Origin of the sequence: Paenibacillus flagellatus, from assembly GCF_003217775.1 — a bacterium.
Taxonomy (GTDB): Bacteria; Bacillota; Bacilli; order Paenibacillales; family NBRC-103111; genus Paenibacillus_AB; species Paenibacillus_AB flagellatus.
This window is the reverse complement of sequence record NZ_QJVJ01000024.1, coordinates 16,705-29,739: the sequence shown is the minus strand read 5'-3', so window position 1 is coordinate 29,739 and position 13,035 is coordinate 16,705. Positions and strand designations below refer to the sequence as shown.

Sequence of the window (13,035 nt, the reverse complement as noted above, 5' to 3'; positions counted from 1 at the left end):
GGGAGTTATCCCCATGTGGATATTGGTTTCAAAATTTCGCTGGTCCCACTCCCACTTATTCACAGTTGTTGATCCGCTCCTGGATGATCGCCACCGCATTCTTATGCGCTTTCGAAATTCAGGTTGATTGAAAGTATCTTTGGAAAATTCATCAAATTTGTAAGTCAGCCAATGATGATCTATGGCGGCTGCTTTTACATGTTGCTGATAAACAGGAAAAAATGGACTATAGGAGATAACGACGAGAAACGCGATCAAAACTTTAAAAATCCGATTGATCCTTATTTTTAGTTCCAATGTTTCCCCTCCTTTTGCTGCATTTATTTCAACTTTGCTGGGGAAGGTTTTACGGTTTCAGCCGATTCCATCACATTTTGCATACCTTTTGTCGAGTTCCATGTTCGTGACCGGGCAATGCAAAATACGCCAGTTTTGATCCGTCCGGCACAAACTCTCCCGTGCGGTTCATCTGTTTTGTTCGCAAGCATCACCGCCACATTTACCAAGGCGGCGCCGAGAGGATGTCGTTCCTCCGGCGGAGCGTTTTTTCACCTCCTTACAGACCCGATGGTTCACCCCGAAAAGTGACGTTTACCCCCCTCATATCGCTTTTTCAACGTCGTGTTTTGATGAACATAAAAAAACTCCGGCCGCAGCATTCGCATGCAAACAGACGGAGTTTCATCCGCCGTTTCGGGCAACTGGCTGGCATCGCGGTATTAGTTCCGCCTTAGCCCCTGTAGCTTTGCGTCCCCGTTTTTCAACGAGTTTGCCATTTTTTCCAACGGTCCATGTGATTGTTACAAATCTTGACAACAGCAACTATACCAACATCTTTACCATAATTGTATAGGCCCTAGGAATCGTATCCTACTCGTCCGACTAGGAAAAAAGACTGCCCAAAGATATCGGGCAGCCATTTTATTGCGGTTTCGCTGTTGGAGACAAGGCGCTTATTATTGTGATTATGGTTACGATCCCGTGCACAACAAGATTTAGTTTCTTATTTGAAAAGAGCGTTTCTTAGATGAAAGTTTGTCGTTTTATGTAGAAAAAAAGAAATGCGGAGGTGATTCATCGCCATTCACTCGAACGACGGCGCCGTGCCGACCGGCACGACCTGCACCCAAGTCTGTCCCGGCAGCCAGCCGAGCTCCCGGCCGTCCGCGAAGACGCGGATCAAGCCGTCCTTCCGTTCCCACGTTACATCCCGCTTCGTCCCTTGCTGGAGCAGCACGCCGCGGCCCGGACCGGACAGCGCGACTTCGCGCCGGCCTTCCTTATCCAGCACGCGATGCTCCGCGAAGCTGATAATGACGTTGACGGCGGAAAGCGTGCGGCCCGATACGGCGTCGACGTGCCGTTCGCCGTTCATCGAACGCAAGTACGTGCCGGTCGATTCGTCGTAGTCGTACGAAACCGTATACCCCCGCATGTACGGAATGACCGCCCGCTTCTCCGGAACGGCCGAGCCCGCCTGAGCCGACACGGCCGCGACTTCCCGCTCGCCGGCTTTGGCGAACGATGGATGCGGTCCGTTCCATGCCGTGCGAAACCGTTTATCCTTCACTCCCCGGCGGATCAGCTCGATGCTCGTGTACAAGTTGTGCGGCATTTTGCGCTTCGGGTCCCGCCAGTAATATTCGTCGTCGCCGTATACTTGGTCGAAATGCGCCAGCTTCCGCTCGGCGATCAAATCCATCGCGTCCTGGCTCCAGCCGGCATGGACGATGTAGGCGTCAAGCCCGTCGCCAAGCTCCACGTAATACGGGCGGATGCTGCGCACCGGGCCGATCGTCTTCGGCGACTTGCTCTGATAGACGGCGGCGAATCTCGTAATGTCGCCTTCCGCCAATATTTCATAGACGATGTCCGCTTCGTCCAGTCCGGATTGCGGACGGGCTTGCGGCGAGTTTTCGACCATGACCATGATCGGTCGCTCGTTGGTTTCGGTTTCGCTCGGCATGCCGGTAAGCGGAAACGCCGGCTTCCGCGGCTCGGGGGCCGGTGCCGGCTCGGCTTCCGCATCCGGCGCGGGTACCGGCACGGCCGCAGCCGCTTGTCCGCCGGCAGCGGACGATCGTGCCGCCGGCTTGCCGCCGTCGGAGCAGCCGGCGGCGAGCACGAGAGCTCCGCACAATGCGGCGGCCCACGTTATTTTCATCGGACTCGGAATTTTCATAACGCGCTTCTCCTCCTTCCTTTCCCAACTCTTTCACTCTATCGACCCTCTCTATTGCCAGTTTATGAGGATGATCGATAGGATAGAACGCTGCGGCGACGAAAATAGTCCCATAAGCCGGTTTCTCGGCCAGTCGCGCATTTCTCCCATTCCCAGAAAACAAAAACCTCCCGACAGGCGAATGCCCGCAGGAGGTTTCGGTGAGTGAAGCCGCGTATTCCGTGTCCCGCCTCAATCGTCGCTGGACAAAATGCCGAGCAGACGAAGCAAATAGAGGAACAGGTTGATAAAGTCCAAGTACAAGTTCAGCACCGCAAGAGGAATGTCCTCGTCGGCCAGTCCGTGCTTGTACTGGGAAATGTCGTACAAGATGTATCCCGAAAAGATGATGACCCCGAACGCGGCGATCATCAAGCCGAGCGTGCCGCCGAAGCCGCCCGTGAACAGGCCGATGAGGCTGAAGCCGATCAGGACGAGCAGCCCGACCGTCAAGAAGCTGCCGAGGAAGCTGAAGTCGCGCTTGGAATAGTAAGCGTACAGCGTCAAGCCGGCGAAAATAATCCCCGTCATGAGGAACGCCGTCGTCACGATCGAAGGTCCGCCGATCGACGTGTAATGGGCGATGCTCGGGAATACCGTGATACCGCTGATGAAGCAGAACGTGTAGACGAAGCCGTACCCGATCCCTTTTCCTTTGCGGCGAATGAAGAAGGCCGCCACCAGCATGACCAGCTCGACGATGATGAGCGGGATGAAAAGCGCCGGCGGGACGAACATGCCGACGAACGACCCGACGAACGAGATCAGAATCGACAGCGTAAACATGCGCAGCAGCTTGTGAAACGGCGCGTTGTACGTGGACTGCCCCGTATCGGATACCGATTGGTGCTGCTCCAGATTCATGGAAAACCCTCCCGATATTTATAATCTATCCCTATTAGTATATCATGGGTAACCTCTTTCATACTACGCTATTCCATCGCCGGATATACCCGGCGGATGCGGCAACCGTTTTCTGCGCAAGCTATGGGGAAAACGGCTATTCGGTGCGCCCCGCTGTCGAAAGGGAGCCGTTGGCCGAAATCGCGAGGTGATCCGTATGAAATGGTTCGTCGACGCCATGAACTCGTATTGGCTCTCCGTCCTGCTGATTGCCGGACTGCTGGTCGCGATCCGGTACGTGTGGAAAAACAAAAAGAAATACGAAAACAACGAATTCGAATAAATCGTGCAAAAACCAAAACGCCCGCCCGTTGAAGGGCGGACGTCGATTGCGCCTCCCGGCGCTTGCGTCATGCGCAACCGTTGTCGATGGCTATCCGACTATTCCGCTTAACGCAAAGCTTTCAGCGCGATATCTTTGCGGTACTGCGCGCCGTCGAAGCGAATGCGCTCCACGTCGGCGTACGCCTTGGCGCGCGCTTCTTCGATGTTCGCCCCTTTGGCGGTTACGCCCAGGACGCGGCCACCGTCGGTGACGATTCCGCCGTCCTTCTCCGCCGTGCCGGCATGGAAGACGACGGACTGCTGCACCTCGTCCAAGCCGGAAATCGGCACGCCCTTCGGATAGCTGCCCGGGTAGCCGCCGGAGGCGAGCACGACGCAGACGGCCGAATCGCCGCTCCAGCGGATGTCCATATCTTGCAGACGGCCGTTGATCGTCGCGAGGAAGATGTCGATCAGATCCGTCTCAAGCAGCGACAGAACAACCTGCGTCTCCGGGTCGCCGAACCGGGCGTTGAATTCGATCGTCTTCGGGCCGCTCTCCGTAATCATGAGCCCGGCGAACAGGACGCCGCGGAACGGCCGGCCTTCCTTCACCATCGCCTCGGCGGTCGGCCGGATGATCGTCTCGATCGCTTCGTCGATGACCGACTGCGGGATATGCGGCAGCGGGCAGTACGTGCCCATGCCCCCCGTGTTCGGTCCCTTGTCGTCGTCGAAAATTTGCTTATGATCCTGCGAAGGGAGCATCGGCCGCACGACGCTGCCGTCCACGAACGACAGGATCGACATTTCCTGCCCCTGCAAAAACTCCTCCACGACGACGCTGCTTCCTTCGCCGAACACGTGCTTCACCATAATATCCTCAAGCGCACGCTCCGCCTCGCCGATCGTCTGCGCGACGACGACGCCTTTGCCCGCGGCCAGCCCGTCCGCCTTGATGACGATCGGCGCGCCTTGCTTCCGCACGTAGGCGAGAGCGGCTTCGTAGTCGTCGAACGATTCGTAGGTGGCCGTCGGAATGCCGTACTTTTTCAGCAGCTGCTTCGTAAACACTTTGGAGCCCTCGATGATCGCGGCGCTTTTGCGCGGTCCGAACACCGGGATATTCCGCTCCTCCAAGTAATCGACGATGCCGTCCGCAAGCGGGTCCTCCGGACCGACGACGACGAGATCGATCGCGTAATCGAGCGCGTACTGCGCGATTTTATCGAACTCGCTTTCCTTGATCGGCACGCATTCCGCGAGCTGCGCGATCCCCGCATTGCCCGGTGCGCAGTACACCTTCGCGACGCGCGCGCTTTTCTTCAGCGCCCAGATGATGGCGTGCTCCCTGCCGCCTCTGCCTATAACCAATATACGCAACCGTTTTGCCCTCCCCAATGGATTGTCCGAGGTGCGGCGATGCCGCGGATGGTGCCGGCGGTCAATCCTTGTTCCGAATGACCGTTTCCGTCTGGCCCGACGCTTTATCGATCGTTTTCACGAGCAGCGAAATTTTGTTGTCCTCGTTCAGCCGCTCCCAGTAAAAGGACGCCGTCCGCCCGATGTCGTCGAACAGCGGCATGAGCACCGGCTCCCCTTGGAACGAAGGAAGCGGGTTACCGTCCCCGGCGTACGTATGGATGCAGTGGCCGAAGCCGGCGACGCCTTGCTCGTAATGGAAAAAGTGGCGCATCGTTTGCGACGGATCACCCATGTTCGTTTTCAAAATGGAAAGCTTGTAGGCGCAATTCGCGTCGGACAAATCGACAAGACCGGAAATGCGCGGCGTATAGTTCGGCGCATCCGGCTCCCACGTCCGCGTCGTCAGCGCCTGCTCGAACGAGCGGCCTTCCTTCAGCGCTTCGTAAATCGTATCCGTCTGGTCGCCGTTCGTCACGATATGGGCTTGTCCCGTGTGACGGACCGGGTAATAAATGATGAGCGACGGGTCGGTCAGCTTGGCCGGGTCGCGCGCTTCCGTCCGGACGAAGCCGTTCGCTTCCTCGATGAATACGCGGTTGCGGCTGTTCTCGCTGCGCCCCATGATCCAGTACACCTGTACGTAGCGCGTGCCGTCCGGCGTCAAGCCGATGACGATGCCGCGCCCCGGATACGGGTTCGTTTGCAGACGGCCGGCGTTGGCCTCCGCCGTTTGGCTCCAAAGTTGTGTCACGATAACCGTTCTCCTTTATCCGTAGCCGAATTAATGGTGGAACAAGCGAACGCCGGAATACGCCATGACCATGCCGTAATCGTCGGCGGCCTGCACGACCTCCTCGTCGCGCATCGAGCTGCCCGCCTGCACGACGTACCGGACGCCGCTGCGGCTGGCGCGGTCGAGGTTGTCGCGGAACGGCAGGAACGCGTCCGAGCCGTACGATACGTTCGTCAGCCCTTTCAGCCATTCGCGCTTCTCGGCCGGCGTCAGACGCTGCGGCACTTCGTCGAAGCACGCTTCCCAGCTGGCCTGCTCGAACGAGGTCAGCTCATCCTCGAGCCACAGGTCGATCGCGTTGTTCTGCTCCGCGCGGGACAGCCCTTGGCGGAATTTCATGCCGAGCGCGATCGGGTGCTGGCGCAAATACCAGCGGTCGGCCTTATCGCCCGCGAGACGCGTGCAATGAATGCGGGACTGCTGGCCGGCGCCGATGCCGATCGTCTGGCCGTCGAGCGCGTAGCAGACCGAGTTCGATTGCGTATATTTCAGCGTGATGAGCGCGACGAGCATGTCCCGCTTCGCTTCCTCGGTCAGCTCCTTGTTGCGCGTCACGATATGGTCGAAGGCGGAGGCGTCGATCGTCGCGTCGTTGCGCTCCTGCTGCATTTTGAGTCCGAACAGGGTGCGGGTTTCGAGCTTCTCCGGCACGTAGTCCGGGTCGATTTGCAGCACGAGATATTTGCCGCCCTTCTTCGCCTTCAGGATATCGAGCGCTTCCTCGGTGTAGCCGGGAGCCACGACGAGGTCGGACACCTCGCGCTTGAGCAGGTTGGCCGTGGACGCGTCGACGATGTCGCTGAGCGCCGCGGCGTCGCCGAACGAAGACATCCGGTCCGCTCCGCGCGCCCGCGCATAGGCGGTCGCCAGCTCCGACAGCTCCAGTCCTTCCACGAAGTACGCTTTCTTGAGCGTATCGGAAAGCGGGGCGTAGACGGCCGCTCCGGCCGGGCTGACATGCTTGAACGAAGCCGCGGCCGGCAAGCCGGTCGCCTGGCGAAGCTCGCGCACGAGCTGGAACGCGTTCAGCGCGTCAAGCAGGTTGATGAAGCCGGGGTCGCCGTTCAGCACCCGGATCGGCAGCTCGGCCCCGCCTTCGGCGTACAGCTTCGCTTCTTTTTGGTGCGGGTTCATCCCGTAACGCAAATGGATTTCGTTTGGCATTGTCGCGGACCATCCTTCACAAAATTTGATAATGCGGTTGCGCCGTTCGGCGAATGGGGGATCGACGGAACAAGGAAACGGAAGCTTGCGCGCTCAACCGTTCGACCGGCTGCGGACGACGCGGCGCCCGTCGGGGCTGAGGGCGAACTCGCCTTCGCGAATGCCGCGAATGACGGCCGGATACAGCGCGTGCTCGACCGGATGAATTTTCGCGGCGAGCGTCTCAGCCGTATCGTCGTCGGCGACTTCGACGGGCGCTTGAGCGATGATCGGCCCGGTATCCATGCCGCCGTCGACGAAATGAACCGTCACTCCGGTCACCTTCACCCCATGGGCCAGCGCCTGTCCGATCGCGTCCAACCCGGGGAACGACGGGAGCAGCGACGGGTGGATGTTGACGATGCGGCCTTCGTACGGCGCGAGCAGCGTTTGCGAGATGATCCGCATGTAGCCGGCCAGCACGATCAGGTCGATTCGTTTCCGCTGCAGCCGCGCGACGATTTCGGTCTCGTACGCTTCCTTGGACGCATAATCCTTCGGACGGAACGCGAACGTCTCGACGCCGGCGGCGGCGGCGCGCTCGACCACTCGAGCGCCCGGCCTATCGCATACAAGAAGCTCGACGTCGACATCGAGCTTCCCGGCTTGCACCGCGTCTACGATCGCCTGGAAGTTCGTGCCGCTCCCCGAGGCGAATACCGCAATGCGAAACGGCGCCATTACACATCCGCCCCGGCAAACGTCACGATCTGCTCGCCCGGCGTCACGGTGCCGAGACGGTACGCTTTCTCGCCGTTCGCTTCGGCCAGACGGATCGCTTCGTCCGCCTGGTCGGCCGGCACGACGAGCACCATGCCGATGCCCATGTTGAACGTGCGGAACATGTCGTTGTTCGATACGGCGCCCGCCTCCTGCAGCAGCTTGAAGATCGGCAAAATCGGCCAGGAGCCGTATTCGATATGGACGTTGACGTTGCCCGGCAGCATGCGCGGGATGTTCTCGAGAAATCCGCCGCCGGTAATATGCGCCATTCCTTTAATATTCACTTGTTCGAGCAAGGCGAGAATCGGCTTGACGTAAATTTTCGTCGGCGCCAGCAGGACGTCCCCGAGTCTGCCGCCGAGCTCCGCCACCTCGTCTTGAAGCCGGAAGCCTTTATCTTGGAGCAGCAGCTTGCGTACGAGCGAGAAGCCGTTCGAGTGGACGCCGCTCGAGGCGAAGCCGATAACCGCATCGCCCGGCGCGATCGTGGAGCCGTCGATGATCTTCTTCTTGTCCACGATGCCGACGGTGAAGCCCGCGATATCGTACTCGCCTTCGCCGTACATGCCCGGCATCTCCGCGGTTTCCCCGCCGATGAGCGAGCAGCCGGCTTGGAGACAGCCGTCGGCGATGCCTTTGACGATCGCTTCGATTTTTTCCGGTACGACTTTGTCGCAAGCCAGATAGTCGAGGAAGAAGAGCGGCTCCGCCCCTTGCACGACGACGTCGTTGACGCACATGGCGACGGCGTCGATGCCGATCGTGTCGTGTTTGTCCATCGCGAAGGCGATTTTCAGCTTCGTGCCGACGCCGTCCGTGCCGGAGACGAGCACCGGCTCCTCGTATTTGTCCTTGTTCAGGCCGAACAGGGCGCCGAAGCCGCCTAGCTCGGTGAGCACTTCGGGGCGGAACGTTTTCTGGACGTGCTTCTTCATGCGGACGACCGCTTCGTTGCCTGCGGCGATGTCCACTCCCGCTTGCTTATACGCTTCCGACAAAATCGCTCACTCCTTGATAATGGTGGGGGCGCGCAAACGGCCAATCGACCGCTTCGCGCGCAGATGATGCACGGGTAAGTTCAACGTATCGAATAAGGTGCGTTGGGCTCAGTCGCAGCCGCCGCAGGCCGCCGCTTCGACGTCCGGCACCTCGGTCGGATAAATGTTGTCGAAGCAGGCGGTGCATTGTCCGCCATGCTCGCCTTCGGACAGTTGGCCGATCGATTCGATCAGCCCTTCCTTGGTCAAAAAATGCAGCGAATCCGCGTTGATCGCCTTGCGAATTTCCTCGATCGAATGCTGCGAAGCGATCAGCTCCTTGCGGCTCGGCGTATCGATGCCGTAGAAGCAAGGGTTTTGGAACGGAGGCGAGCTGATGCGCACGTGCACTTCCTTGGCCCCCGCCTCGCGCAGCAGGTTGACGATGCGCAGCGACGTCGTGCCGCGGACGATCGAGTCGTCGATCATGACGACGCGCTTGCCCTCGACCACTTTGCGGACCGCGCTCAGCTTCATCTTGACGCCCTGCTCGCGCAGCTCCTGGCTCGGCTGGATGAACGTCCGGCCGGTGTACCGGTTCTTGATCAGGCCGAGCTCGTACGGGATGCCCGTCTGCTCCGCGAAGCCGATCGCCGCCGATATGCTCGAATCCGGCACCCCGGTGACGACGTCCGCGTCGACGAACGATTCCATCGCGAGCTTCCGTCCCATCCGCTTGCGGGCGGTATGCACGTTGATCGCGTCGATATCGCTGTCCGGCCGCGAGAAGTAAATGTACTCCATCGCGCAGACGGCCCGCTTCTTCGGCGGCGAAAACCGGTCTTCCTTCATCCCTTCCGCGTCGAACACGAGCAGCTCGCCCGGCTCGATGTCGCGGACGTACTCCGCGCCCGTCGCGTCGAACGCGCACGATTCGGAGGCGAACAGCCAGGCGCCCCCCAGCTTGCCGAGCACGAACGGCCGCAGCCCGTGCGGGTCGCGCGCCGCGATCAGCTTGCCGTTCGTCATAAACAGGAACGCGTACGCCCCGTTCAGCTGCACGAGCGACTCCTTCACCGCGTCGACGATATCGTCATGCTGCGAGCGCGCGATCAGGTGCGCCACAACCTCCGTATCGCTCGACGTCTGGAAAATCGACCCCTGCCGCTCCAGCCGGCTGCGGATTTCCGGGGCGTTGACGATGTTGCCGTTCGTGGCGACGGCGAGATCGCCTTCGCGGTACTTGAACACGAGCGGCTGCGCGTTCGCCAGCTTGCTCTCGCCCGACGTCGAGTAGCGGACGTGGGCGATCGCGACGGAGCCTTTCAGCGACACCAGCTTGTCGTTGTCGAACACTTCCTTGACGAGCCCCATGCCGCGATGGTAGTGGAACTGGCTGCCGTCGGACGCGCAGATGCCGCCGCTCTCCTGGCCGCGGTGCTGCAGGGCGTGGAGCCCGTAGTAGCACAAATGCGAAGCTTCGGGGTGACCGAACACCCCGAAAACGCCGCATTCTTCCTTCAATTTATCGAACAAATTGTCGCGATTGATGCCTTCGTTGTAAAAGTCCCCGCTCCAAAGCGCCTCGGCGGGCAACTTTATTGCATCAGACATGGGATCGCATCCTTCCAGACCTTTTCTAGCTGAGCGACGGGGGACAGGATTGCCGATGTGCCGTTGACTTCGATTTGCAAATCTTGACCTTGTACGGTACCGATCCGGCGGATCGGCACGCCGCTTTGCGCGATGCGCGCTTCGAGCGCGTCCGCTTGTTCCGGTGATGCGCTGAGCAGGATGCGGGACTGGCTTTCGCTGAACAGCTCGATATCGCTGCGCAGCTCGGTGCGGAGGCTTACTTTCGCGCCGATCCGGCCGCTGATGCACGACTCGGCGAGCGCCGCCGCGAGGCCGCCTTCGGACAAGTCGTGGGCCGAAGCGACGAGCCCTTGCTGGATCGCGCCGAGGACGGCGTCGAGCAGCTTCTTCTCGGTATCGAGATCGATTTGCGGCGGACGTCCTTCCGTGACGCCGTGCAGCACCTTCTGGAATTCGCTGCCGCCGAGCTCCGCCTTCGTCTCGCCGAGCAGGAAGACGACGTCGCCTTCCTTCTTGAACCCTTGCGTCGTAATATGATCGAGATCGTGCACGAGTCCGACCATGCCGATGACCGGCGTCGGGTAAATCGCGCCTTTCGCGTTTTCGTTGTACAGGCTGACGTTGCCGCCGATGACCGGCGCGTTCAGCTTGCGGCACGCCTCGGACATGCCGTCCGCCGCTTTTTCGAGCTGCCAGAAAATGTCCGGCTTCTCCGGGCTGCCGAAGTTCAAGTTATCCGTAATGGCGAGCGGCTCCGCGCCCGAGCAGACGATGTTGCGCGCCGCTTCGGCGACGGCGATCGCGCCGCCCACTTCCGGGTCGAGGTAGACGTAGCGTCCGTTGCAGTCGGTCGTCATGGCCAGCGCCTTGCGCGTGCCCGGCACGCCGACGACGGCCGCGTCCGAGCCCGGACGCACGTATGTGCTCGTCCGCACCATGTAGTCGTATTGGTTATATACCCATTCCTTGCTCGCCACGGTCGGGGACGCGAGCACCCGCTTCAGCGCGTCCGTCAAGTCCGTCACTTCCGCGTAGCGCGTCGTGTCGACCGACGCCTGCTGCACGTAGTAGGCCGGCACTTGGGACGGCTTGTTGTACACCGGGCATTCGTCGACGAGCGCCTTGACCGGCATATCGCCTACGACTTGGCCTTTGTGGAACAGCTTCAGACGGCCGTCGTCGGTTACTTTCCCGACCTTCGCGCAGATCAGGCCCCAGCGCTCGAAAATTTCTTTCGCCTGCGCCTCGTGCTCCGGACGGACGACGAACAGCATCCGCTCCTGCGACTCGGAAAGCATCATTTCGTACGGAGTCATGCCCTCTTCGCGCTGCGGCACCTCGTCGAGGTACAGCTCCATGCCGTTGCCCGCCTTGCTCGCCATCTCCGAGCTGGAGCAGGTGAGACCGGCGGCGCCCATGTCCTGAATGCCGACGACGATACCGGAGTCGATCAGCTCGAGCGTCGCTTCGAGCACGAGCTTCTCCATGAACGGGTCGCCCACCTGGACGGCCGGACGCTTCGCTTCCGACTCCTCGGTCAGCTCCTCCGAGGCGAACGTCGCGCCGTGGATGCCGTCGCGGCCGGTCGCCGGGCCGACGTAGAATACCGGGTTGCCGACGCCTTTGGCGACGCCTCTTTGAATTTTATCGTGATCGATGAGACCGACGCACATCGCGTTGACGAGCGGGTTGCCCTCGTAGCTTTCGTCGAACATCACTTCGCCCGCCACCGTCGGGATGCCGATGCAGTTGCCGTAGCCGGCGATGCCCGAGACGACGTGCTCGAACAAATATTTCACCCGGTCGTTCGTCAAGGAGCCGAACCGAAGCGAGTTGAGCAGCGCCACCGGGCGCGCGCCCATCGAGAAAATGTCGCGGATAATGCCGCCCACGCCCGTCGCCGCGCCTTGGAAAGGCTCGATCGCCGAAGGGTGGTTATGGCTTTCGATCTTGAACACGACCGCTTGGTTGTCGCCGATGTCGACGATGCCTGCCCCTTCGCCCGGGCCCATCAGGACGCGCGGACCGGTAATCGGGAACTTTTTCAAAATCGGCTTGGAGTTTTTGTACGAGCAATGCTCCGACCACATGACGCTGAACACGCCGATCTCGACGTAGTTCGGCTTGCGTCCGAGGAAGCCGCAGATGAGGTCGTACTCCGAATCGGTTACGCCCATTTGCTTGTAAATTTTCTGCTCCGCGATCTGTTCGGCCGTAGGTTCCTTAACGGACAGCTGCTGCGCCATGTTTCTCCCTCCATGCGTTCAAAATCGACGTAAACATCCGTTTGCCGTCCTCGGAGCCGAGCAGCTGGTCGACCGCGCGTTCCGGATGCGGCATCATGCCGAGCACGTTGCCTTGCTTGTTGCAAATACCGGCGATATCGTCCACCGAGCCGTTCGGGTTGTCGCCGTGATAGCGGAACACGATCTGGTTGTTCGCCTTCAGCTCGGCCAGCGTCGCGTCGTCGCAGTAGTAGTTGCCTTCGCCGTGGGCGATCGGAATGTCGATCACTTCGCCCTTCGCGTACTGCGTCGTAAACGGCGTTCCGTTGTTCTCCACGCGCAGCGCCGCGGAGTGGCAGCGGAACTTGAGCGTCCGGTTGCGCAGCATGGCGCCCGGCAGGAGGCCCGATTCGAGCAAAATTTGGAATCCGTTGCAAATGCCGAGGATGAACTTGCCCTGCTCCGCGGCTTTAACCACTTCGTTCATAACCGGGGCGAACCGGGAAATCGCGCCGCAGCGCAAGTAATCGCCGTAGGAGAAGCCGCCCGGGACGAGGATGGCGTCGTATGCGGACAGATCGGTCGCCGTATGCCAGACGTATTCGACCGGCTGAGCGATCGTCTGCTCGACCGCCTTAAAGCAGTCGATGTCGCAGTTCGAGCCGGGAAACACGAGAACCGCAAATTTCATGGGACGGATGCCTC

At 60.4% G+C, this 13,035-nt stretch carries 12 protein-coding genes and 1 riboswitch; of the genes, 1 reads left to right on the top strand and 11 read right to left on the bottom strand.

Going from position 1 to position 13,035, the window contains the following annotated elements; genetic code table 11:
• The 3 genes from DLM86_RS32580 to DLM86_RS31155 all read right to left on the bottom strand — a co-directional run.
• A partial coding sequence (locus tag DLM86_RS32580; RefSeq protein ID WP_211326613.1) for a hypothetical protein occupies nt 1-297 on the bottom strand: 297 nt, incomplete at its 3' end.
• Nucleotides 298-693: 396 nt separating this feature from the next.
• Nucleotides 694-784, bottom strand: a riboswitch (cyclic di-GMP riboswitch).
• A 300-nt stretch (nt 785-1,084) separates the two neighbouring features.
• The gene (locus DLM86_RS31160) at nt 1,085-2,182 is read right to left on the bottom strand and encodes a DUF3048 domain-containing protein (RefSeq protein WP_110844082.1); all 1,098 of its coding nucleotides are present in this window, start codon (nt 2,180-2,182) and stop codon (nt 1,085-1,087) included.
• A gap of 231 nt (nt 2,183-2,413) precedes the next feature.
• The gene (locus tag DLM86_RS31155) at nt 2,414-3,085 is read right to left on the bottom strand and encodes a Bax inhibitor-1/YccA family protein (protein WP_110844080.1); all 672 of its coding nucleotides are present in this window, start codon (nt 3,083-3,085) and stop codon (nt 2,414-2,416) included.
• A gap of 196 nt (nt 3,086-3,281) precedes the next feature.
• Here DLM86_RS31155 and DLM86_RS33065 point away from each other — a divergent pair, with 196 nt between their 5' ends.
• A complete protein-coding gene (locus DLM86_RS33065) occupies nt 3,282-3,407 on the top strand; it encodes a hypothetical protein (RefSeq protein ID WP_281272219.1) in 126 nt (41 codons plus the stop codon).
• Between the two features lie 107 nt (nt 3,408-3,514).
• On the opposite strand, the gene purD is transcribed toward DLM86_RS33065, so the two are convergent.
• The 8 genes from purD to purQ form a co-directional block, all read right to left on the bottom strand.
• Nucleotides 3,515-4,771 carry a phosphoribosylamine--glycine ligase gene (gene purD, locus DLM86_RS31150; protein ID WP_110844078.1) on the bottom strand — a complete coding sequence of 419 codons (1,257 nt, stop codon included), beginning with the start codon at nt 4,769-4,771 and terminating at the stop codon, nt 3,515-3,517.
• Between the two features lie 61 nt (nt 4,772-4,832).
• Nucleotides 4,833-5,564: an IMP cyclohydrolase gene (locus DLM86_RS31145; RefSeq protein WP_110844076.1), complete on the bottom strand. Its 732-nt coding sequence runs from the start codon at nt 5,562-5,564 to the stop codon at nt 4,833-4,835.
• 30 nt (nt 5,565-5,594) lie between these two features.
• Nucleotides 5,595-6,770 carry a phosphoribosylaminoimidazolecarboxamide formyltransferase gene (locus DLM86_RS31140; protein WP_110844074.1) on the bottom strand — a complete coding sequence of 392 codons (1,176 nt, stop codon included), beginning with the start codon at nt 6,768-6,770 and terminating at the stop codon, nt 5,595-5,597.
• A gap of 93 nt (nt 6,771-6,863) precedes the next feature.
• Nucleotides 6,864-7,490 (bottom strand): phosphoribosylglycinamide formyltransferase, encoded by a 627-nt coding sequence (gene purN / locus DLM86_RS31135; protein WP_110844072.1) that lies wholly within the window; start codon nt 7,488-7,490, stop codon nt 6,864-6,866.
• On the bottom strand, nt 7,490-8,530 hold the full coding sequence (gene purM, locus DLM86_RS31130) for a phosphoribosylformylglycinamidine cyclo-ligase (protein ID WP_110844070.1): 1,041 nt from the start codon (nt 8,528-8,530) through the stop codon (nt 7,490-7,492). Before purM ends, purN begins: the two co-directional genes overlap by 1 nt.
• Nucleotides 8,531-8,638: 108 nt before the next feature.
• The gene (purF, locus tag DLM86_RS31125; protein WP_110844068.1) at nt 8,639-10,123 is read right to left on the bottom strand and encodes an amidophosphoribosyltransferase; all 1,485 of its coding nucleotides are present in this window, start codon (nt 10,121-10,123) and stop codon (nt 8,639-8,641) included.
• A complete protein-coding gene (purL, locus tag DLM86_RS31120) occupies nt 10,108-12,351 on the bottom strand; it encodes a phosphoribosylformylglycinamidine synthase subunit PurL (RefSeq protein ID WP_110844066.1) in 2,244 nt (747 codons plus the stop codon). The genes purF and purL overlap by 16 nt, the downstream gene beginning before the upstream one ends.
• The gene (purQ, locus tag DLM86_RS31115; RefSeq protein WP_110844064.1) at nt 12,329-13,021 is read right to left on the bottom strand and encodes a phosphoribosylformylglycinamidine synthase subunit PurQ; all 693 of its coding nucleotides are present in this window, start codon (nt 13,019-13,021) and stop codon (nt 12,329-12,331) included. The genes purL and purQ overlap by 23 nt, the downstream gene beginning before the upstream one ends.
• Nucleotides 13,022-13,035 lie beyond the last annotated feature (14 nt).